General features: G+C 47.0%; 21 protein-coding genes and 5 tRNA genes. 20 read left to right on the top strand and 6 right to left on the bottom strand.

Going from position 1 to position 20,772, the window contains the following annotated elements; all coding sequences use genetic code 11:
- Positions 1-48: 48 nt before the first annotated feature.
- The 13 genes from R6242_RS14860 to R6242_RS14800 all read left to right on the top strand — a co-directional run bounded on the left by R6242_RS14860 (position 49) and on the right by R6242_RS14800 (position 13,804).
- Complete coding sequence (locus R6242_RS14860) at positions 49-366, top strand: DUF2249 domain-containing protein (RefSeq protein WP_318428176.1); 318 nt, start codon at positions 49-51, stop codon at positions 364-366.
- 381 nt (positions 367-747) lie between these two features.
- The gene (nirK, locus tag R6242_RS14855; RefSeq protein ID WP_318428173.1) at positions 748-1,785 is read left to right on the top strand and encodes a copper-containing nitrite reductase; all 1,038 of its coding nucleotides are present in this window, start codon (positions 748-750) and stop codon (positions 1,783-1,785) included.
- 51 nt (positions 1,786-1,836) lie between these two features.
- Entirely contained in the window at positions 1,837-2,220 is a 384-nt protein-coding gene (locus R6242_RS14850; protein WP_318428171.1) for a cytochrome c, read from the top strand.
- Positions 2,217-2,969 carry a formylglycine-generating enzyme family protein gene (locus R6242_RS14845; protein WP_318428169.1) on the top strand — a complete coding sequence of 251 codons (753 nt, stop codon included), beginning with the start codon at positions 2,217-2,219 and terminating at the stop codon, positions 2,967-2,969. The genes R6242_RS14850 and R6242_RS14845 overlap by 4 nt, the downstream gene beginning before the upstream one ends.
- A 45-nt stretch (positions 2,970-3,014) precedes the next feature.
- Positions 3,015-3,614 (top strand): SCO family protein, encoded by a 600-nt coding sequence (locus R6242_RS14840; RefSeq protein ID WP_318428166.1) that lies wholly within the window; start codon positions 3,015-3,017, stop codon positions 3,612-3,614.
- 506 nt (positions 3,615-4,120) lie between these two features.
- Entirely contained in the window at positions 4,121-6,094 is a 1,974-nt protein-coding gene (locus tag R6242_RS14835) for a TonB-dependent copper receptor (protein ID WP_318428164.1), read from the top strand.
- Positions 6,095-6,478: 384 nt separating this feature from the next.
- The gene (locus R6242_RS14830; RefSeq protein ID WP_318428161.1) at positions 6,479-7,786 is read left to right on the top strand and encodes a GGDEF domain-containing protein; all 1,308 of its coding nucleotides are present in this window, start codon (positions 6,479-6,481) and stop codon (positions 7,784-7,786) included.
- A 458-nt stretch (positions 7,787-8,244) separates the two neighbouring features.
- Positions 8,245-9,126: a ribokinase gene (gene rbsK / locus R6242_RS14825; RefSeq protein WP_318428159.1), complete on the top strand. Its 882-nt coding sequence runs from the start codon at positions 8,245-8,247 to the stop codon at positions 9,124-9,126.
- Positions 9,127-9,525, top strand: a complete 399-nt coding sequence (gene rbsD, locus R6242_RS14820; protein ID WP_293932059.1) for a D-ribose pyranase — start codon at positions 9,127-9,129, stop codon at positions 9,523-9,525. It begins immediately after the preceding gene.
- A 277-nt stretch (positions 9,526-9,802) separates the two neighbouring features.
- The gene (locus R6242_RS14815; RefSeq protein ID WP_318428156.1) at positions 9,803-11,278 is read left to right on the top strand and encodes a sugar ABC transporter ATP-binding protein; all 1,476 of its coding nucleotides are present in this window, start codon (positions 9,803-9,805) and stop codon (positions 11,276-11,278) included.
- A gap of 2 nt (positions 11,279-11,280) precedes the next feature.
- Positions 11,281-12,219 (top strand): ABC transporter permease subunit, encoded by a 939-nt coding sequence (locus R6242_RS14810; RefSeq protein WP_318428153.1) that lies wholly within the window; start codon positions 11,281-11,283, stop codon positions 12,217-12,219.
- A 114-nt stretch (positions 12,220-12,333) separates the two neighbouring features.
- Entirely contained in the window at positions 12,334-13,269 is a 936-nt protein-coding gene (rbsB, locus tag R6242_RS14805) for a ribose ABC transporter substrate-binding protein RbsB (protein ID WP_318428150.1), read from the top strand.
- Positions 13,270-13,483: 214 nt separating this feature from the next.
- Positions 13,484-13,804 carry a hypothetical protein gene (locus tag R6242_RS14800; protein WP_318428148.1) on the top strand — a complete coding sequence of 107 codons (321 nt, stop codon included), beginning with the start codon at positions 13,484-13,486 and terminating at the stop codon, positions 13,802-13,804.
- 303 nt (positions 13,805-14,107) lie between these two features.
- On the opposite strand, the gene R6242_RS14795 is transcribed toward R6242_RS14800, so the two are convergent.
- The 3 genes from R6242_RS14795 to nadA all read right to left on the bottom strand — a co-directional run bounded on the left by R6242_RS14795 (position 14,108) and on the right by nadA (position 16,715).
- Positions 14,108-14,551, bottom strand: coding sequence for a hypothetical protein (locus R6242_RS14795; protein ID WP_318428145.1), 444 nt, complete (start codon positions 14,549-14,551; stop codon positions 14,108-14,110).
- Between the two features lie 38 nt (positions 14,552-14,589).
- Positions 14,590-15,639, bottom strand: a complete 1,050-nt coding sequence (locus R6242_RS14790) for a bifunctional nicotinamide-nucleotide adenylyltransferase/Nudix hydroxylase (RefSeq protein WP_318428143.1) — start codon at positions 15,637-15,639, stop codon at positions 14,590-14,592.
- A gap of 158 nt (positions 15,640-15,797) precedes the next feature.
- Positions 15,798-16,715: a quinolinate synthase NadA gene (gene nadA, locus R6242_RS14785; protein WP_318428140.1), complete on the bottom strand. Its 918-nt coding sequence runs from the start codon at positions 16,713-16,715 to the stop codon at positions 15,798-15,800.
- A gap of 280 nt (positions 16,716-16,995) precedes the next feature.
- On the opposite strand from nadA, the gene R6242_RS14780 reads away from it, so the two are divergent.
- The 7 genes from R6242_RS14780 to R6242_RS14750 all read left to right on the top strand — a co-directional run bounded on the left by R6242_RS14780 (position 16,996) and on the right by R6242_RS14750 (position 19,292).
- Positions 16,996-17,071, top strand: a tRNA-Gly gene (locus R6242_RS14780).
- 38 nt (positions 17,072-17,109) lie between these two features.
- Positions 17,110-17,185, top strand: a tRNA-Gly gene (locus R6242_RS14775).
- Between the two features lie 33 nt (positions 17,186-17,218).
- Positions 17,219-17,294 (top strand) — tRNA-Gly (locus tag R6242_RS14770).
- Between the two features lie 21 nt (positions 17,295-17,315).
- Positions 17,316-17,391 (top strand) — tRNA-Gly (locus R6242_RS14765).
- A 42-nt stretch (positions 17,392-17,433) separates the two neighbouring features.
- Positions 17,434-17,507 (top strand) — tRNA-Cys (locus R6242_RS14760).
- 207 nt (positions 17,508-17,714) lie between these two features.
- Positions 17,715-18,875 carry a site-specific integrase gene (locus R6242_RS14755; protein ID WP_318428138.1) on the top strand — a complete coding sequence of 387 codons (1,161 nt, stop codon included), beginning with the start codon at positions 17,715-17,717 and terminating at the stop codon, positions 18,873-18,875.
- An 18-nt stretch (positions 18,876-18,893) separates the two neighbouring features.
- Positions 18,894-19,292: a thioesterase family protein gene (locus R6242_RS14750; protein WP_318428136.1), complete on the top strand. Its 399-nt coding sequence runs from the start codon at positions 18,894-18,896 to the stop codon at positions 19,290-19,292.
- On the opposite strand, the gene R6242_RS14745 is transcribed toward R6242_RS14750, so the two are convergent.
- The 3 genes from R6242_RS14745 to R6242_RS14735 all read right to left on the bottom strand — a co-directional run bounded on the left by R6242_RS14745 (position 19,276) and on the right by R6242_RS14735 (position 20,570).
- Positions 19,276-19,767 carry a hypothetical protein gene (locus R6242_RS14745; protein WP_318428134.1) on the bottom strand — a complete coding sequence of 164 codons (492 nt, stop codon included), beginning with the start codon at positions 19,765-19,767 and terminating at the stop codon, positions 19,276-19,278. The two genes, R6242_RS14750 and R6242_RS14745, sit on opposite strands and share 17 nt — an antisense overlap.
- A gap of 112 nt (positions 19,768-19,879) precedes the next feature.
- Complete coding sequence (locus R6242_RS14740; RefSeq protein WP_318428131.1) at positions 19,880-20,290, bottom strand: DUF5675 family protein; 411 nt, start codon at positions 20,288-20,290, stop codon at positions 19,880-19,882.
- Position 20,291: 1 nt separating this feature from the next.
- Entirely contained in the window at positions 20,292-20,570 is a 279-nt protein-coding gene (locus R6242_RS14735) for a hypothetical protein (RefSeq protein ID WP_318428129.1), read from the bottom strand.
- Between the last annotated feature and the right edge of the window lie 202 nt (positions 20,571-20,772).

Below are 20,772 nucleotides of genomic sequence, written 5' to 3'. Positions count from 1 at the left end.
AAGCCGCTAACCCAACCTACGCCATATTTTTAGTTAAAAGGAATCACCATGCATGACTGTAGCCTCCCCACTCAATTAGACGGTGTATATGGCTTTGATGCGCGTGGAGTCGCCAAGCGCTTTCGTCATGCCGCCATCTTTGGGGCGATCGAATCCCTGAATGAAGGCGAGACCATGCGCTTTATTAATGATCACGATCCGCTGCCTTTACTTGCGCAAATTGAGCAACGTTATCAAGGCCAAGTTAAAGCCAACTATATTCAACGCGATCATGAGGCAATTGTGATTGATTTTTCAATTCAACCTAAGCCAGCCGCAGCGAGTGAAGGCTGTGGTAGCGGTGGATGTGCGTGTAGCGGGGAATAAAGCTAGGCCAGATATACGCAATATACGGGCTTAAAATACATTGCCATATAACAGACTAAGAATTTTATAGTCACTTATCAGCGTCATTTCCGAGTGGTTTTATCGGAAATCCAGCAGTACTGCTGCCCCCGACAAAAATAATCGGGGGGTGGACGATATTGAAAGGCTAAATGTCTATATGGCAAAGTATATATTTAAAAAAAACAATGATTTACCCTAAAAAACGGTGCCTAAGATGCACCGTTTTTTTTGCCTGTAAGAAGTATAAAAAGATCACGCCGCTTATTGATTTTTATCAATGTTAAATATGCATATTAAATACAATATATGTATAGAAAAAGATAAAACATACACACACAGCATGGTAAATGGAGCTTCATCATGGAATTAAAATCCTGTTATTTAAATACCAAATGGGCATTGAAATCTTTGCTTATTTTCAGCGCTTTAACAGCACCATTGGCATGGGCAGAAGCGGATTTACCAAGCGAAACAGCCGTTCTTTTAGCTCCGCCCAATGTACCGCCTGCGATTACGCGTAAAACCCCTGCCAAAGTCATTGTTAATCTCACCGTAGAAGAAATGGTGCGCGAAATTACCCCTGGCACAAAATATATGTTTTGGACTTTTGGCGGCACAGTGCCGGGCAAAATGATTAGGGTGAGGGAGGGAGATACCGTAGAGCTTAATTTAAAGAATTTAGCCAGCAGCAAATTGCCACACAATATTGATTTGCATGCCGTATCCGGCCCCGGTGGTGGTGCATCACAAACCCTCATTGCGCCGGGCAATCAAGCCAAATTTACTTTTAAAGCATTAAATCCCGGCCTCTATGTTTATCACTGCGCCACAGCCCCCGTGGCCATGCATATTGCCAATGGCATGTACGGCATGATTTTAGTTGAGCCTAAAGAAGGATTAGCACCGGTAGATAAAGAGTATTACGTTATGCAGGGCGATTTTTATACCCCGGGTGCATTTGGCGCTGGCGGAATGCAGCCCTTTGATATGCAAAAATCAATTGATGAAAAAGCCAGCTATGTTTTATTTAATGGTGCTTCTAATTCACTCACCGGCAAAAATGCACTCACCGCTAAAGTAAATGACAAAGTACGTATTTTCTTTGGTGATGGCGGGCCTAATTTATTATCCAGCTTTCATATTATTGGCGCAGTGTTTGACAAGGTTTACACCGAGGCCGGCTTAAAATTCCAAGAGCAGGTACAAACAACCGCAGTTCCCCCCGGTGGTGCAGCTATCGTCGAATTCACCCCCAAAGTACCCGGCAATTTAACCTTGGTTGACCATGCCCTAAGCCGTGCTTTTCATAAAGGAGCAATTGGCATTATGTCAGTGACGGGAGACGAGCATCCTGAGATTTATAGCAAGGGAATACAAAGTAAATTAGGCGCTGAATAAACCTGCAGCTTGGTGGCTCTACCACCAAGCGCAATGATGAAGGTGAAGATTATGAAATCGCTATTATTACTCTTAACAGCCTTTGCATCTTTTCAAGTATTAGCCATCGATGTGAGTGCAGGCAAAGCCGTTTATGATAAAACCTGTACCAGCTGCCATATGGCCAATGGCGATGGTTTACCCGGTGCATTTCCTCCTTTAAATAAATCTGATTATTTTAAAAAATCTAATCCAGCGCAGATTATTAAAATATTAGACCAAGGCTTAAATGGCGAAGTCACGGTTAATGGCCAGAAGTTTGCATCCGCCATGCCAGCACAAAATCTAAGCGACCAAGAAATCACAGACGTATTAAATTATGTGAGCGTAACCATGAATAGCGGCAAGCCTATCTTTAAAGTGGATCAAGTTAAAAAACTACGGGTTCCAAAATGAAAATCCTAGCTCTATTGGCATTCAGCCTAATCAGCAGCGTATTTGCTGCTGATTATATGCCAATAGCGGGTGGCACTTTACGCACCGCTTTGCCAACCGATGGCGAAACGGTGCAAGTGGCGGCTTATCGCTTAAGGTCTAAGCCGGTAAGTAATCAGGATTATTTAAATTTTTTAAAAAATAATTCACAGTGGCAACGTGGAACGATTGCCTCTCTCTTTGCGGGAGCTGGCTATTTGGCCAATTGGCAATCACCCACGGATTACTCGCCTAATTATGATCACGCTCCAGTGACACAAATTAGTTGGTTTGCCGCCAATGCCTATTGCGCCAGCGAAAAGGCGCAATTACCAACATGGTCGCAATGGGAGTTTGCAGCAGCTGCCGATGCCCTGCGAAAAGACGCCAGAAATGATCCACTTTGGCGAGCCAAGATATTATCTTGGTATGCTGAACCTGCCGCTTTCCCATTAACCCAATCAGGACAGCAAGTCGCCAATATCTATGGTGTTTACGATTTGCACCAATCGATTTGGGAATGGGTAGAAGATTTTAATGGCCTATTTGTAACTACCGATAGCCGTAGCCAAGGCGATCAAACCTTATTAGAAACCTGTGGCGCGGCCAGCTTATCGCTGGGAGATAAAGAGAATTACGCCATTTTAATGCGCATTGCCTTATTGGCGGCATTAAATGGCACAGATACGGTGAATACCCTTGGCTTTCGTTGTGCCAAGCCAATGCAATAATCTGATGGATATAAGGAAGTTTAAATCTATTAATGAGGAAAGATCATGCTAATCAAATTATTTATTATCAGTACCTTATTTGCAATCAGCAATATTGCAATGGCCTGCGATGACCATGCAGCACATAAGGCGGCCAGTGCAGCAATTCCCAGTGGAAATTCACTTTATCAAATTGATGCCCCCTTAATGGATCAGGCAGGCAATCCATTTAAGCTGGCCAATGAGCAGGCTAAAATAACAATCATCACCATGTTTTATGGTGATTGCAATTTATCCTGCCCCATTGTGATGGAAAACGTAAAACGCACCATTGAAACCGTGCCTGCAGCCCAGCGTAAAAATATCAGGGCGCTATTAATTAGCCTGAACCCTGGAGTGGATACGCCTAAATCTTTAGCTGGATTAGCGAAAGTCCACCAATTTGATCCAGCAATCTATCGACTAGCCATTAGTGATAACGATAGCCATACTCGGCAAATTGCCGCATCCTTAGGCATTAAATACCGCCGTGCGGCCAATGGCGAAATTAATCACAATACCCGATTTGTATTGCTGAACCAGCAGGGGGTCATTATTAAAACAAGCGATACGCTCAGCATTACGCCTGATCCAGAGATACTGGCAGCGATTCAAGCCAATCTATAAGCCGCCCACCTTTATGCACCTTTAGAAAAAGCCCCTCAATAATAAATGACAAATAAATAAAATAATTCCTATGGTGGGTGCAGCCGCATAGGCGCTAACCAAAAAAATAATGATATTAATCAGCCAGTTAAATCTTAAACCACAGAGAACACAGAGACCCACAGAGTTTCACAGAGAAAATAAAGCCCTGTTTTGTGCTTTTCTCTGTGTCCTCTGTGCTCTCCTTTTCCTCTGTGGTTCAAGGTTTAGCGCCATTTCATGCACAGTTCAGGCTCTATGTAACTTGAGTTAGCGCATATGGGGTCGCACCCGCCATACGATAATTCAACACTTATAGTGGATGAGATTGGCTTTACCCACCCCACACAGCTCGCACAAAATAGACTTGATTCAATTAATCTCCTGCTGATTTAGCTCAACATCCCATTTGCATACATACGTATTATTTTATTAAGAAATAGATTCATTTCCAAACAACACATTAATTTAATGATTGAAGCTCACCAATGAAAAAAATAATTGCCCTCGCATTAAGCTCCGCATTTTCAACGCACTTTGCCAATGCAGAAACCATTCAACTCTCCCCCGTTATTGTCACTGCGCCTGCCATGCAAGAAGCGTTAAAAGTAGAGTTTGATGCTAGAAACCCGCAGCAGCCTTTGCCCGCCACCGATGGGGCTAGTTTTTTAAAAACGATTCCGGGTATGAATGTGATTCGCAAAGGCGGGATTGATGGCGATCCGGTATTTAGGGGTATGGCAGGCTCTAGGCTCAATATTTTGCTAGATGGCGAGCAGATTCTAGGCGGATGTGGTGGCCGTATGGACCCACCCACAGCCTATATTTTTGCTGATTCTTATGACAAGGTAAGCCTACTCAAAGGGCCACAGACCGTACTCTATGGGCCGGGGAATTCTGCAGGCACAGTACTATTTGAGCGCAAAGCGGCATCGTTTTCACAGGGTGATATCAAGGCCAATGCGGCGCTCACCATCGGTAGTTTTGGCCGCTTAGATGCCATGAGCGACGTTTCCACCGGCAATGGCAAGGCCGATGTCAGCGTGATTGCCACCCACTCCCAGCAAGATGATTACAAGGATGGCGATGGCAACGCCGTGCATTCAAACTACCAAAGGCACAGTGCCAACCTTACCCTAGGCTGGACGCCCGATGAAGATACCCGCCTGCAGCTCTCCGCCACCCAAAGTGATGGCGAAGCTGCTTACGCCGATCGCGGCATGGATGGCAGCCAGTTTGCACGTAATAGCCTGAGCTTTAAATTCAGCAAAAAGAATATCTCACCGTGGCTTAAGCAGCTGGAAGCACAGCTTTCACATGCCTATATCGATCATGTAATGGATAACTACAGCCTGCGCCCCTATACACTGGGTAAGGAAATGGCCAGTAATCCCGACCGCCTAACCTGGGGCGGACGCATCATGGCCACCTTAAATACCAGCGATGATAGTCAGTTAAAAGCTGGCTTGGATTTCCAGCAGGATGAGCATAGCTTACGCACCGGCAAAGATTATCAAGATAAGCCACGTATCGACGATGCCCGCTTTAAAAATAGCGGCGTCTTTGCCGAATTTAGCTACTTTATTAACGAGCAATCACGGCTGATTAGCGGCGCGCGTGCCGATTTCTGGCAGGGCAATGATCAACGCCAAAGCAGCGCAACTGCCAAGCAAGAACGCAATGAGATGCTGGGCAGCGGCTTTGTGCGCTTTGAGCAAGATATCAGTGCGGACACGATGGTCTACGCAGGCTTAGGCCGCAGCGAGCGCGCACCAGATTATTGGGAGCTGATTAGCAAGCAAAGCGCAGACAGCAATTCGGCCTTTAACACCGCCACCGAAAAAACCAGCCAGCTTGATCTTGGCGCAATCCACCAAAACGGCCCCTTATCGCTTAGCGCTTCGACGTTTTATAACCAAATTGACGACTATATTTTGATTCAATCTGGCGTGCCCAATGGGCGCATGGGCACAAAAACCATTAGCCGCAATGTAGACGCCAGCACTTGGGGGGGTGAAATGGGGCTGGCCTATCAACTGAGCCCCAAGCTAAAAAGCGAGTTAGCGCTCTCCTATGTGCGTGGTAATAATCAGACCGATCACAGCGCCCTTGCCCAAATCCCCCCACTGGAAAGCCGCATCAATCTCAGCTGGAACGAAGCCAACTGGAATATTGGCGGCTTGATCCGTGCGGTGGCAGCCCAAAATAGAGTTGATCTGGGCAAGGGTAATATCGTTGGGCAAGATACTGGCAGCACGGCAGGCTTTACGATTTTCTCGCTCAACGCCGCTTATAAGCCAAGCAAAAACAGCCAGCTAAGCCTCGGTGTCGATAATCTATTTAATCGCAGCTATGCGGAGCACATCAGCCGTGCTGGCGCGATGGTTGGTGGATTGTTACAAACGAGCAAAATTAAGGAGCCTGGCAGAACGCTTTGGCTGAAAGGGCAAATTAATTTATAATAATTTTGGCTTGGGAAGATGGTACAAAGCCATCTTCCCTAAATCTTAAAACAAAGCCCCTTATCCATTCAATCAAATTAGGGGGCCTCGAATATTTTTAAATAAGACAAGGCGCGTTTTAAAAAAATTAACGCTGCATATGCTTGATATGTAATGATATTTTTTTAAAACGCAACGCAGTATTATGAGATCAGATGGATTTTTCGAGATTCACATTAACCATAAGCAGCACACACTTTTTATATCGATCAACATAATCAATAGCAAGATTAGACTAAACCATCCTAACGGCTGTTTTGCATACTCCGCTAATTTCAACAAGTGACTAGCCATTTGTGCGTTTCAAATCGATACTACAAACTAATGCAATGATAAGGTTTGAACATGCCCGCACAGAAAATCCTCACCCAGTGGCGTATTCTTCAACCCATCCATTTTGTGCTTGGCCTGTTAATTGTGCTGACTGCCACTTTATTACTCTGGCAGCACTACGGCATGAATTTATATTTACGCTTTGACCCCAGCAATTTCAAAAAAGTCAGTGCTAGCGACGATAGAGATACCGAAGGTGGTAAAAGCTTAGGCTCACTCAGCACTAACCCCAAATACTGGCGTTTAGACTGCCAGCTTAAAGAAGGGCATCGCTCGCCTTACTGCTCAATTGATCTGGACTTGAGCCATGGCAAACAGGGAATTGATTTCTCTAAATACGCAGATCTTACTATTCAATACCGCTATCAAGATCCACGAGAGCAAATCAATTTGGTATTGATTAATTTCAATGCCGAATATAGCGTGGAGGAGGACTATCGCAGCCAAAAATTTACCGAAATTTATCTACCTGGAGCGCTGGGCTGGAGCACGCATACTTTGAAATGGAATCAATTTAATGTAGCCTCATGGTGGATTGCTGATAAAAAAATCCCCCCAAAATGGACCGATAATGAATTTAGTAATATTCGGGAAATTCGGGTTGCTAGTGGCCTTTACCCAAAAAGAATAAATCATCAAATTGATCTGGCCTATATCGAATTACACGGAAAATGGATTAGTAATAATACTTTGCAATTATTACTTCTTCTATTATGGGGGGCCAGTGCTGCCTGCTGGCTAATTACTGAATTACGCCGTGCTATGCAGGCATTACAGCATAGCAATAAGCAGCAACAGGCCTTAAAAAACGCACAAGAACATTTAAAAGAAACAAATCAATTACTCACAGAACGCAGCATGCGTGATCCGCTGACCTTGGCATTTAATCGAGAAGGGCTCAGTGTAATACTTGCCAATGAGCCGCCCAATACGCTCAGCAGCATTATTTTTATTGATATCGACCACTTTAAAAAAATAAATGATAACTATGGCCATGCAATCGGTGACCAAGTGCTTTGCCTGCTTACTCAACATATTCAACAGCAAATTCGTCCCAGCGAACAACTCATTCGCTTAGGTGGAGAAGAGTTTGTCTTGATATGTCAGCACAGTGCTTTGGCGCAAGCCAAGCAGCTCGCAGAAAAACTGCGCCTCTGGCTATTTAGCCAAAGCTGGCCAACTGGCAGCAGCCTAAGCTGTAGTTTTGGCGTGGCAGAGCGGCTAGAAAATGAAAGTTTTGAAGCGGCGCTACATCGAGCCGATCTTGCGCTGTATCGTGCAAAAGCTGCTGGGCGAAATCGGGTAGAAATTGCTGAATAAGAACGATCGCCCGTTTGCGGCATCGCTCTGTGATATTTATTTCATCGACGATGCCTTTAGCCCAAGCCATTTCCATTCCAATCATATCTGCAATGGCGCGCTCTGCCGCAGCTGCACCTACTCTGTGCACGCCTCATTCTTTTCAAAGTAGTTCCTGATTATGTCTCTTGCTCAAACCAAGCCATATATTGCATATAGGCCAATGTGCTGCGCCCCTAAGGCTTATCTCCCTGCATGTCGATGCATCTCAGGTAAAGCACAAAAATGAGCAAGAGGCATACTCGGGAAGTCGTTTCCCCCTGCTCTTGTCTAAACGGCCCCAAACAGCGCTCATCAGGAAAATCCCGTAGTTTATTCAAAAGCACTACATTTTCTTGATTTAGATCTATATTATTTGCTGCGTACGGTTTAGCATTGCTCGCAAATCACATAGCAATCAGCATAAATAAGGGTGCAGCATGACAAAAATAGTCGTCGTTGGCAGCATGAATATGGATTTAGTCGTCCATAGCCAGCAGCTTCCTCGCATGGGCGAAACGCTGTTTGGCGAGCAATTTTCTACCCATCGGGGTGGCAAAGGAGCCAATCAGGCCGTGGCTGCGCAGCGCCTTGGCGCATCGGTTGTAATGGTGGGCTGTGTTGGAAATGATGAATTTGGCCAAATGCTCACTGCAGGCTTGGCGGCAGAAGGGATTGATACCCGTTGGCTAAAAACCAGCCCAGACACCGCTACCGGCGTGGCGCTGATTACGCTTTGCCAAGGCGATAACGCCATTGTGGTGGTACCAGGCGCGAATAATCAGCTCAGCCCAAGCGATGTACAAGCTGCCGAAGCGGCATTTATCGATGCCGATGTGATTCTTGCTCAGCTAGAAATCCCCTTAGCCAGCGTGATGGCTGCGGCGCAGTTGGCGCAAAAGCACGGCAAGCCCTTTTTTCTGAACCCTGCTCCCGCACAAGTGCTGCCTGCCGAATTACTGGCGCTTTGCACCCTGCTCACCCCCAATGAGTTTGAGCTACTTCAATCACTGGGCGAACCCGCGGGCGATTGGAAAAAAGTATTGGCTCAGCACGCGGCGGTGATGACCAAGGGCAGCGATGGCGCTTGGTTTAATCAAAATGGACAGCTGCAGCATCAAGCAGGTTTTAAGGTGGAATTAGTGGACAGTACTGGCGCAGGCGACACGTTTAATGGCGCGCTCGCTACCTTTTGGCATCAGGGCATTGCAGAAGCCACCCGCAAGGCTAGCGCAGCAGGCGCATTGTCGGTGACGCGTCACGGCGCACAGGGCGGCATGCCGACCCTTACAGAACTTGAACAATTTTTAAAGAATCAATAAATGAAAAAGCACGGCATATTAAATAGCGACATCGCTCGCGTTCTTGCCCAATTGGGCCACACCGATAGCATTGTGATTGCCGATTGCGGGCTGCCAATTCCAGATCATGTAGAGCGCATCGATCTGGCACTCAAACTTGGCCAGCCTAGCTTTGTAGACACGCTGCAAGAAATCCTCACCGACATGCAGGTAGAGCGTGCGGTATTTGCCACAGAATGCCTTGCTACCAATCCAACAGTTGCAGCTCAAGCAGAGGCCATGCAATCGTCAGGTATTAGCATTGATTTTGTCAGCCATGAAGAATTCAAACAGCTCTGCCACAAGGCCAAAGCTGTGATCCGCACCGGCGAAGCCACGCCTTACGCCAATATCATCCTGCATTCAGGGGTGATTTTTTAAGGCTTAGTACCGCCCTAAACCCAAATCTTGAAACACGGAGGACACAGAGGTACACGAAGAAAACCTAAAAGAGTGCTTTTACTTGAGTTTTTGTGGCATCTGCTTCGTGTCGAATTAAACCTCATGAGCACAGTGTTTTCTCTCATATTTTTTCTCCGTGAGACTCCGTGTTCTCTGTGTCCTCCGTGTTTCAAGATCTGGGTTTGTATATACACCTAATATTTTTATGTATTCATGTTTTAAACAACCGTCACTCATTAAAAACCAAGGCTTTCGTATGCTGATCCAAATGCAAGGCATTAATAAAGCTTTCGGCCCAGTAAAGGTGCTGGAAGGGGTGGATTTTGCGCTGGAACGCGGCGAAATCCACGCGCTAATGGGCGAAAATGGCGCGGGTAAATCCACGCTAATGAAGATCCTTACCGGCATTTACCCAAGCGACGCTGGCCGTATTCATGTGGATGGGCGTGAAGTGCATATCCATAGCCCCAAAGAAGCAGAGGCACTGGGCATTGCCATTATTCATCAAGAACTAAACCTGATCCCACAATTATCGGTGGTAGAAAACCTCTTTTTGGGCCGTGAAAAAACCCGTGGCGGCCTGCTTAAATCAGCTGAAATGCATGCGCAGTGTTTAGAGTTTCTGGCGCTACTTGGCATACACAATATCGATCCTAACCAAGAAGCGGGCACCTTATCCGTAGGCCGACAGCAAATGGTTGAGATTGCCAAGGCGTTGTCGCTGAACGCCCAAGTGCTGATTATGGATGAGCCAACGGCAGCGCTCAGCCACAAAGAAACCGAAGTGTTGTTTACACTGATGCACGATTTAAAATCGCGTGGCGTAGGTATTGTGTATGTTTCCCACCGCATGGAAGAAATCTTTCAGGTTTGCGACCGGATCTCGGTGCTGCGTGATGGGCAATTTGTTGGCAGCCGCGTGATTAAAGAAACCCGCTTTGATGAAATTGTAAAAATGATGGTTGGCCGTGAAATTAGCGATCGCTATCCAGCACGTAGCAACACGCTTGGCCCCGTGCGCTTTAAGGTTGAGGGCTTATGCGATACCCGCACCATCAGTGATATCAACTTTGAGATTCGCCAAGGCGAAGTGCTTGGCGTGGCGGGTTTAATGGGTGCAGGACGCAGTGAAATTGCCCATACCTTATTTGGCCTAGCGGCCAGATCTGCTGGCAAAGTCTGGTTGGATGGAGAGCCTATTCACTGCCGCTCGGCCATCGAGGCCATCTCTCACGGCATTGGCTATGTCACGGAGGATAGAAAAACCCAAGGCTTAGTACTGAGTTTATCTGTCAAAGAAAACATCAGCCTAACTAAAGCGCCCAGCCACTGGGGCGTGGTTGATAGCCAGACCGAGGATAAAAATGTCAGCGAGCTCATTGCCAAATTATCTATCCGCACCCGTGATGCCGATTTAGAAGTGAAATCACTTTCCGGCGGTAATCAGCAAAAAGTGGTGTTTGCCAAATGGCTGGGCATTGCGCCCAAAGTGCTGTTTTTAGACGAGCCTACCCGTGGTGTAGACGTGGGTGGCAAGGCAGAGATTTACCACATCATTAATCAACTGGCCGCCAATGGCGTGGCAATTTTAATGATCTCGTCTGAGCTGCCCGAAGTGCTAGCCATGAGCGATCGCATCCTTGTGATGCACCAAGGCAGCAGCGCCGGAATATTCAACGCCAAAACCGCCACCCAAGAATCCATTATGCATGCAGCAACCGGAGGGCAATAAGAATGAATGCTCAGCAAAAAGCCACACTACAAAAACTTGGCCCCCTACTCGCCTTACTGCTTATATCTAGCGTTTTATCGGTAATGAGCCGTGATTTTCTAACCGTCAATAATCTACTCAATGTGCTACGCCAAGTATCGATTAATGCACTGATCGCCTTTGGCATGACCTTTGTGATTTTGCTTGGCGGGATTGATTTATCCGTAGGTGCCGTGCTGGCGCTATCTTCTATTGCCATTGCCAGCATGATGGCGGCAGGAATGGACCCAATCCTTGCTACGCTATGCGGCGTTTTAGCCGGTGCGGCGCTGGGTGCGGTTAATGGGCTGATTATCAGCCGTGGCAAGGTCGCTCCCTTTATTGCTACTTTGGGCACCATGACGGTATTTCGCGGCTTAGCACTCGTGGCCTCAGATGGCCGCCCGATTACCGGCTTTAATAGCGATTTTTTCGCCATGCTGGGCGGGGGCTATATCGCCAATCTGATTCCTGTGCCAGTGATCACCACCACGCTCGCCTTTGTAGCGCTGTGGTTTGTGCTGAAAAAAACCGTGTTTGGCCGCCATGTCTATGCAGTGGGTGGCAATGAAGAGGCCTCGCTGATATCTGGTGTCAAAGTAAACCGCGTCAAACTGTGGGTGTATACGCTTTCTGGCGGCTTATCTGCCCTTGCGGGGATTATTCTCACGTCTCGACTGAACTCCGCCCAACCCAATGCAGGCATGGGCTATGAGCTAGATGCGATTGCTGCGGTGGTATTAGGCGGCACCAGTTTATCCGGTGGCCGAGGCTGGATTGTTGGCACGCTGATTGGCGCAGTATTAATTGGTGTACTTAATAACGGGTTAAACTTACTATCTGTGTCATCATTCTACCAGCAAGTCATTAAAGGTAGTGTCATTCTGCTGGCAGTATTACTGGATAGAAGTGCAAAGAAATAAAAGGCGAATAAGGTGAACCCACCTGAAACTGCCATAGCTAAACACACTTAAAAGCGAAAAAATACGCTAAGTGCTGATGTTGATGTTTTTACCCACACACACAAGGCTTTAATTATGAAAACCTGGCTCAAACCACTCCTTATCGCCTCTATGGCACTTGCCTTCTCCGCCTGCTCTAAACAAGGCCCAGAAAGTGCGGCACCTGCTGCATCGGCCCCCGCAGTTGCGGCAGCGGGCAGCAATACCATTGGCCTTGCCATTTCTACCCAAAACAACCCCTTCTTTGTTACCTTAAAACAAGGTGCAGAAGAAGCCGCCAAGGCCAATGGCCTAACGCTGATCACCGTGGATGCGCAAGACGATGCGGCCAAGCAAATTGCCAGTATCGAAGATTTAATTCAGAAAAAAGTCAAAGTCATCCTGATCAACGCTACCGATTCTGATGCCGTTGTTTCTGCAGTAAAACAAGCCAACGCAGCGCACATCCCAGTGATTACCCTTGATCGCAGCATTAATGGCGGCGAAATCGCCAGCCATATTGCCTCTGATAACGTGGCAGGCGGCAAAATGGCGGCTGAATTCTTGCTAGAAAAAATCGGTAAGCAAGGCGAAATTGCTGAGCTAGAAGGCATTGCAGGCTCCTCCGCCGCACGTGAACGTGGCCAAGGCTTTCATGCTGTGGTGGATGCAGAAAAAGGCGTAAAAGTAGCCGCCAAGCAACCTGCAGACTTTGACCGTGCCAAGGGCCTATCAGTCATGGAAAACATTCTGCAAGGGAATAAAAAGATTAAAGCCGTGTTTGCCCATAACGACGAAATGGCGCTGGGCGCAGTACAGGCACTAGAAGCTGCAGGCTTGAAAAACGTAATCGTTGTCGGCTTTGATGCAACTACTGATGCCGTTGCTGCAGTTAAAGCGGGCCGCATGGCCGCAACCGTACAACAAAAACCTGAGCTGATCGGTAAAATGGGGATTGAAGCCGCCAAAAAAATTATTGATGGCCAAACCCCGGAAAAAAACATTCCAGTACCTTTAGAGCTTGTTAAATAAGCTGTAAAAACACAACCAGCCTGCATCCCGTGATGCAGGCTTTTTTACGTCATAAATCCACTAAAACAACTTACCAGCGTAAGGAATACAGTACTTTTCAAAAAAGGAAAGCGTATTGTAATAATTACCATTGTCAGCCTTGATTAAGGAGCAGACAATATTAAGTAATAAATAACCCTAAATTTTAAATGCTTCAGTCGGAGAAAAATCAGCAATGCGTATGCTCTTTTTAGCCTTAAGCTTTTTGCTGGCCAGCCAGAGCCATGCTCACATTCTGACTTCACATGAAAAGTTTGAATCACTTCATGCCAGTAGCCCTAAGGCTCTGAGTAATGAACAAAATATGAAAGGCAGCTTTAATTTGGCACGCACTGCTGCTGAACCCTCCCTAAAACAAGGGCTACACAGGGCAAGCTTAAACATAAGCTTAAGCCACCTTGGTAGCAACACGGACTTAGTCAGCACAGAGACTAGCGTATTGTTCGGCCTTGGAATCAGCGCCCTAGTGTATCGCCGCCGCAAATTACAGTTTTAAACCAAGCAGCTACGAATAAAAATGCCCCAGATCATTTTTAGAATGATTTGGGGCATTGCTTTATCTAACCTTATTGTTTGATTAAATAAGTTTTACTAATTATGTCTCTTGCTCATTTTTTGTTGTTTACCTGAGATGATCGGCATAAAGGGACATAATCAGGTAAGTTTTTGTATGACATAAAACAATGACACCACGCGCCAGAATTGTTATCGCTTAGCGGTGAAGCAATCATTACGCCCAACAGTGCCTTAAGTTGATAGGATTGCCTGCTCAATTGCCCTAATTTTAGAGAGCATGCAATCAGAACTCGCCCATCTCTTTTAAAACACTCGATACTATTGCTGCCGCAGATTGATTCAATAATATTTGCGCCGCCAATAAAAAAATACGTTCAGAGCTAATTAAAGGACTAAATTGCTCGTTGATTTTATTTTTCCAAATCACCTCGCTATTAGCCGTTAAAGGCAGAGCAAATGCAATCACAATATCGTCATCATCCAATTCATACTGAACGAATTCTCCACCATTTAAACCAATTACTTTATTTAACCTAGCACTTGATGAATGGATAACAACATCCGTGTCTTCGGCCTCATTTTCAAAAAAAATGTATCCCATTTGCAAGTCAATCTCGATGCCTGTGGCGGCGTACTCGATTACCGCATCATGACTATACTCACCAAGATCGAAATCAGAAAAAATCACATCCCAAAATTCTTTATTGATTAATTCAATCACTTTCATCGTCTTAATACCTCACTAGATAACGAGTGCTTAATGGTTTAAATCTGCCCCAAAAACCAATTCACAATATAAAAATGATCTTCAAATAGCTCTGCTTCCATGCGGTTAAACTCAAATAGCGGCACCCATTTAGCACGATCGGCATCATCACCACCGCGCACCTTGGGTAAACCTTCACCCGTCGGCGTCAGCTCAATCAAAAAAGCATGAGTAATCGTTCGACCACGTAAAGAGCGATGCGGATGATCAAATACCCGTGAAGAGCGAATCGAGCCTGCCAGCACCGGCGCAGGTACTTTTAAGCGCGTTTCCTCACGCAGCTCACGAATCACCGCGTCTTTTACCAGCTCATCTTGATTAATAAAGCCACCCGGTAGCGCCCACAGCCCGCGCCCTGGCAGATTTTTGCGCCGCACCAGCAAGATATGCCCAGAGTGAATCACCACCGCATCAACCGTCACAAAAGTGGGGGGATGGGGACACGTCGACCATGCCTTACGATAATCCTGCACAAAGCACCATTCAGCTTCTAGATTGGCGTAAATCTCACCTTGGCGAAACAGCTGTAGATGCTGATAGACGGGTGCGGGCAGTTTATCGGCGCATAGCCCTGCCCCACCTTGTGCAAATAGATTACGCCGCACTTGTGAGGCATGGATGCCGATCATTTCTGGCACTTCCACCCTGAGCCACTGAGGAAAAAGATCAAGGTAATAGGTGTGCTTGCTGCGGCTGCTGCCCACGATGCCCACTTTAAATTGTGCTTCGCGACTACCTAGGCTAGCGTTATCTACCGCAATCACCTTATCCACGAGGCTTTGCACCTCGGTCACCCACTGCTGATCGTTGTACATTCGATCTGAGCAGCCCACCACAAACACGCGATCTTGCATCTCTGCTGGCAAAGCCGAGCGCAGCATCGCCTCGCGCTCAGGCACCGTCCACGGATTGCGTGGGTTTCTGGCTTGGCGAGCCGAGCCGCAAATTACAATTAACTTGCCTGCACGCTCTAAAGCAGCTTTTACGACCTGCAAATGCCCTAAATGAAAGGGTTGAAAGCGCCCAATAAACACAAGGTAATCCAGCATTATCACCCCCCTGTTAATGTTTCAAACGCTAATAATGCGTTTTAAAAAACAAATCGCCAGCAAAATCCTGCCAAGTAAAAACTCAGCAGGCGGCTAGCGATTCATACAAAAGGCCCGCTTATTGATTACGCATAGGCACTTTCAGCTTGCTCAAAGGCTTATTGGTAATAACGCTTGGAGAATTCCAGCATGCGCTCGATCGGCAAGCGGGCATCATCCATTTGCTGAGGAGTCAGATAATCAATGCGTGTGCCCTCACCCGCTTGGGCACGCTTCACCGCATCGATGGTGTTCATCTTCATATATGGGCATGAATTACACTGACAGCCCGCATAAATTGGCGCTTGCTTAATATTTAAGTCAGGACGAGCAAGACCCATATTGTAGAGAATGCCGTCTTCAGTCGCGACAAAGATCACCGCATCTGGCTCTTTATTAAACGCTTTAATCCAGTTCAGCATGCCAGAAGTAGAGCCTACGTAATCGGCCTGCTGCAGCACGGGCAGTGGGCTTTCTGGATGGGCAATCAGGTATTTAGCCGTTTTAACCGCCGCAAACGCCTCATCCAGCGCAGCTTGGTTAAACTTATCATGCACTTCGCACACCGCGCTCCACAGCGGCATATCGTAGCCGTACTGGAAGTTTAAATAGGCCCCCATATTGCGGTCTGGCGAGAACGCTACTTTTTTACCTTCAGCGTAAAGGCTGGCAATAATGTCATCTACATTGCGGCTGGTTACAATCCAATCCGATATCGCTTTATGCTCGGCAGAGGAATTGATATAAGAAACATGCACGTAATCTGCATGCTCTTCTCGCCATTTTTGTAAGGCTTTTACATCGGTTTGGGTAACTAAGGAACAGGTTGAGCCACTCGCAGGCAAAATCACCTCGGCCTGCGGGTTTAAAATTTTGGCGGTTTCAGCCATGAAACGCACACCAGCAAACACAATGACATCGGCGCCGCATTCTTTGGCATAAAGAGACAGCTCTAAGCTATCGCCGACTTTATCGGCCATTTGTTGGATTTCTGGTTGGGTATAATAATGAGCAAGCGTAACAATACGTTTAGACACGGGAAGTCCTCCGATGTAGACGCCGCCGTCATCTCGGCAGCATAAAAAATAAAGGTTTGCTAATGACAAACATCATCACCAGTATCCCTGGCAAGCATCAGCAGGTATAAGGTTAACATAAGCAGACTTATTAGCCTTTAAATATCAAGACACTATCTATTCGATAAGCTTTCTAGCAGAAAAATACGTAGATAGTACTTGACGAAGTGAGGGGCCATCTTCATAATGCGACTCCTCTTCTGGTGCAACGACAGAAAAGAAAACGCAATAAAAACGCGATGCGGGAATAGCTCAGTTGGTAGAGCACTACCTTGCCAAGGTAGATGTCGAGAGTTCGAGTCTCTTTTCCCGCTCCAGCAAATACAGAGTACCGTTGTAGATCTTAAAATAAGATGCGGGAATAGCTCAGTTGGTAGAGCACTACCTTGCCAAGGTAGATGTCGAGAGTTCGAGTCTCTTTTCCCGCTCCACTTATTTTGAGTCTTGTAAGATGCATGATAGATGCGGGAATAGCTCAGTTGGTAGAGCACTACCTTGCCAAGGTAGATGTCGAGAGTTCGAGTCTCTTTTCCCGCTCCATTTCATGTAGTATTGCCCTATGCGGGAATAGCTCAGTTGGTAGAGCACTACCTTGCCAAGGTAGATGTCGAGAGTTCGAGTCTCTTTTCCCGCTCCAAATTTTAAGAATAAAGAAAGAACCCTTTATTTAAGTAACCATGGCGGAGTAGCAAAATGGTTATGCAGCGGCTTGCAAAGCCGTCTACGCCGGTTCGATTCCGGCCTCCGCCTCCATAAGCAAGACCGTTAAAGCCCTGATTATTCAGGGCTTTTTCTTTGCCTGGCGTTCCTGTCAGCGCCTTACGGTTATGTAAATATCTCTAAAAAACAGCCAACAACAGCCTGAAATAGCCTATTATTCCCCTTAAAAAATGGCATGCCATTTTTTGATTAGTCGTGTTGGTGGTCTACGCGAATTTATAAACAGGGGTGAATTTAATCATGGCCGGCAAAAGAAAGCGCAATAATTCTTGGGAATACGCCGTCAGGTGCAAAAAACTACTGCCTAAGCCTCTCACTTTTACCTTCTCTGATGAAGCAGAAGGCGACGCCTATATAGCTAAACTAGAAGCGCTCTTAGAGCGGGGGATTCTCCCCCAAGAGCTGGCAGAGCACGGCATGAATTTACTCACCGTCAGAGACGCGATTCGGGCCTATCAAAAAGCCATTGCCGTGCCGGACACAGATATCCGGCTACTAAACCGACTGGAAAGCATCACCGATGGCATTGGTGCCACACGGCTAACAAGCATTGATTACCCGTGGGCAGAGCGCTGGATCTCCCAGATGAAACAAGAAAAAGCACTCAGCCCAGTGACGATTCGCCACTATGTGGGGGCGCTGGCCAGATGCTTCGACTGGATGACGCGCAGGCACTATGCCTCTTTAGCCGTCAATCCGCTGCGCTCACTCCCCAAAAGTTACGCAAAATATAACGACGACGACGCGAATGCAGTAGAAATGCAAGGCATTGCCGTGCCGATCGCCGAAGAGCGCGACCGCAGGCCCAGCGCTAAAGAGCTGGCACTATGCCAAGCTATTTTGAACAAAGAAAAACCAGCAAGTAAAGAGCGACCGCTGGCGCTAACATGGCAGGCCGCGCTGGAATGTATTTTTGAGCTAGCCCCAGAAACCGCGATGCGGCTCAGTGAAATGTTTACGCTGGAATATGCGCAAATCGATCTGCCGCAAAGAACCATCTTTTTAGATAAAACTAAAAATGGCGATAAACGACAAGTGCCTCTATCCAGCACAGCCAAAGAAATATTAAACCGATATATTCATCTCGTTAAAACGGGCGAACGCGGCATGGAGGGCTTTCAATTCACTGCTGGGGCATTTTTCCCGTGGCCCAGCGCCACAGCGCTGGAAAGGCGCAAAACCACGGCAAAACTCTCCGCGCAATTTGCTAGGGTTTTTGCGGCAGCAGGCTGCCCAGATTTACATTTTCATGATTTACGCCATGAAGGCACTTGCCGCTTTTACGAGCGCACCACGCTTTCAGACATTCAAATTGCAAAAATCACCGGCCACAAAGATTTGCGCATGCTCAAACGCTATGCGAATTTACGCGCTAGCGATTTAGCAGAAAAACTTTGGTAATTTATTAAAGAGACTTCAATGATCAAAACAGAAACAAAAATTCTCGTACAAGGCTTTCACTGCGATGCCTATGGGCATGTGAATAACGCGCGGTACCAGGAGTTTTTAGAGCAAGCCCGTACAGACTTTTGGAATGCGCACGGCAAGGCTTGGTTTAATGAGCGCAATATTGGTGCGGTGGTAGCGGAATTCTCGCGCATTCAGTACAAGCGGCCATGCGGGCCAGATGATGAGCTGAGCGTGGTTACGCAATGGGATGGAGTGCCCAGCACCGAAGCGTGGGTGGTGCAAGACATTATGAAGGGGCCGAAAGTGGCACTTTCAGCCCGGTTAAAACTGGTGTTTTTTGATACTCAAACTAAGCGCTCGCTGCCGCTAAGCGGTGAGCTACTGGATAGAATCAGTCCTGCACAGTAATCAACCACCCCTGCAGAGCAGTCAGCTGTTGCTCGACTTCTCTGCAGTAACCGGCCTCGATGCCGTGTTGCTCTGCAATTTCAGAGAGCTTAATCCCGCTGGAGGCCGCATCAGCAGCTCCGGGGGCTTCGGGCGGTAGACCACTGTTTGCGGCGTTCCACACGCTGACAAAGCCATTGTTGATAACAGCAGCAGCATCGTTTTCTTGAGTAACATAGATCGGCACCTCTTTGATTATGGTTTGGCCCTGCTCGCGCACGATGCGCACTTTATCGACGTATTCTGTAACCACCTGCACCGTGGCCACCGCGTCATTTAGCTGTATGGTGGCCACTGCTTTTTCTGAATTTGCGAGCGCTAAATTCCACTGCGACTGAATACGGCCAGCGCCGTAATGCCAGCCTGTTGCCATGCCCAGCCCAAAAACACCAAACAGCAGCGCTAAGCCAATTAATATTTTTTGAATAAATGTCATGTTTTGCCTAAAAAAAGAGCGCCCCGAAGAGCGCTTGTGTCGATTGAGTTACAGCAATATGACTCACTGTGTTACCCACTGAAACTGTGGATAACTAAGTAATTACGACGGCTTATTTAATCTCAATCGTCACTTTTTCTTTACGATCAAGTGCCGCTTTGATTTTTGTAAACAACGCATCAAAAGCGATGCGCGAGCCACCCACTTTATTCAGCCAGCGGGCATTACCCACCAGTAAGCAGCCCTCGGTATCTGCATCTGTATTGCCGCAGTGAATACGAATGCCATCAAATCCCGACACGCCCGACAATAGCGGCAAGGGCTTCTGAAAGCGCGGGCTATAGGTAATTGTAAGCGGGTAAATCCCTCGCGGAATCGCTGTCAGCCCGTGGATTTTGGCCCCGCCTGTTTCTAGTTTTCTATCTACATCCTCCAAGACAAAACACTGAAACACGCCATCGATCGAGAGAACGCCAGTAGTGGATTCTGGGGTAAAGAAATCTCGTTTTAGTAATAAGTTCATATCAGCCCTTTATTTTTGAAACTTGTTTCTTCAGCCACATTTCTAGGAACTGAGCGCCGGTAATGCCTAATGCGCAGCCCACAGCCATTAGCGCCAGCGTCGGCAGATTTGGGATTTGGATCAGCAGCGCACCGGCCACGGCAGTAGTTGCACTACCTAAAATTGAGCGGCCAATCACTAAACGGATCGTGAGCTCTTCTTGAGAGACAAGTAGCTTGCCCAGGCCAATAGCGGCCCCCAGCAAGAGCAGCCAGATCAGGTTTTTTTCATGTTCTTGCATAGGATTCCAAAATCGATAGGCGAAAAAAAACCGCCCAAGGCGGCCATCATTAATAAAACTTAGCGCAGGTTTAAATTAACCTGATTATGTCTCTTGCTCAATTGAGGCTTGAAATACCCCTCTTGGACAAGGTTTAGCCTGCATCACGGCTTTGAGTAATCGAGGAATCAGAGCGCACAGGTCTGCTCGACGATTGAAACGG

This window comes from Iodobacter sp. CM08 (genome assembly GCF_033446605.1).
GTDB lineage: Bacteria > Pseudomonadota > Gammaproteobacteria > Burkholderiales > Chitinibacteraceae > Iodobacter.
The sequence above is the reverse complement of the archived record's forward strand: the minus strand, read 5'-3'. Positions and strand labels throughout refer to the sequence as shown.

Bases quoted from the DNA above. Each gene is read 5' to 3' on its own strand.
- R6242_RS14835 (WP_318428164.1), top strand. From the start codon at position 4,121: ATGAAAAAAATAATTGCCCTCGCATTAAGCTCCGCATTTTCAACGCAC.
- rbsD (WP_293932059.1), top strand. From the start codon at position 9,127: ATGAAAAAGCACGGCATATTAAATAGCGACATCGCTCGCGTTCTTGCC.
- R6242_RS14840 (WP_318428166.1), top strand. From the start codon at position 3,015: ATGCTAATCAAATTATTTATTATCAGTACCTTATTTGCAATCAGCAAT.
- R6242_RS14830 (WP_318428161.1), top strand. From the start codon at position 6,479: ATGCCCGCACAGAAAATCCTCACCCAGTGGCGTATTCTTCAACCCATC.
- R6242_RS14860 (WP_318428176.1), top strand. From the start codon at position 49: ATGCATGACTGTAGCCTCCCCACTCAATTAGACGGTGTATATGGCTTT.
- nirK (WP_318428173.1), top strand. From the start codon at position 748: ATGGAATTAAAATCCTGTTATTTAAATACCAAATGGGCATTGAAATCT.
- rbsK (WP_318428159.1), top strand. From the start codon at position 8,245: ATGACAAAAATAGTCGTCGTTGGCAGCATGAATATGGATTTAGTCGTC.
- R6242_RS14845 (WP_318428169.1), top strand. From the start codon at position 2,217: ATGAAAATCCTAGCTCTATTGGCATTCAGCCTAATCAGCAGCGTATTT.
- R6242_RS14735 (WP_318428129.1), bottom strand. From the start codon at position 20,570: ATGCAAGAACATGAAAAAAACCTGATCTGGCTGCTCTTGCTGGGGGCC.
- rbsB (WP_318428150.1), top strand. From the start codon at position 12,334: ATGAAAACCTGGCTCAAACCACTCCTTATCGCCTCTATGGCACTTGCC.
- R6242_RS14800 (WP_318428148.1), top strand. From the start codon at position 13,484: ATGCGTATGCTCTTTTTAGCCTTAAGCTTTTTGCTGGCCAGCCAGAGC.
- R6242_RS14745 (WP_318428134.1), bottom strand. From the start codon at position 19,767: ATGACATTTATTCAAAAAATATTAATTGGCTTAGCGCTGCTGTTTGGT.
- R6242_RS14750 (WP_318428136.1), top strand. From the start codon at position 18,894: ATGATCAAAACAGAAACAAAAATTCTCGTACAAGGCTTTCACTGCGAT.
- R6242_RS14790 (WP_318428143.1), bottom strand. From the start codon at position 15,639: ATGCTGGATTACCTTGTGTTTATTGGGCGCTTTCAACCCTTTCATTTA.
- R6242_RS14810 (WP_318428153.1), top strand. From the start codon at position 11,281: ATGAATGCTCAGCAAAAAGCCACACTACAAAAACTTGGCCCCCTACTC.
- R6242_RS14815 (WP_318428156.1), top strand. From the start codon at position 9,803: ATGCTGATCCAAATGCAAGGCATTAATAAAGCTTTCGGCCCAGTAAAG.
- R6242_RS14740 (WP_318428131.1), bottom strand. From the start codon at position 20,290: ATGAACTTATTACTAAAACGAGATTTCTTTACCCCAGAATCCACTACT.
- R6242_RS14795 (WP_318428145.1), bottom strand. From the start codon at position 14,551: ATGAAAGTGATTGAATTAATCAATAAAGAATTTTGGGATGTGATTTTT.
- R6242_RS14850 (WP_318428171.1), top strand. From the start codon at position 1,837: ATGAAATCGCTATTATTACTCTTAACAGCCTTTGCATCTTTTCAAGTA.
- R6242_RS14755 (WP_318428138.1), top strand. From the start codon at position 17,715: ATGGCCGGCAAAAGAAAGCGCAATAATTCTTGGGAATACGCCGTCAGG.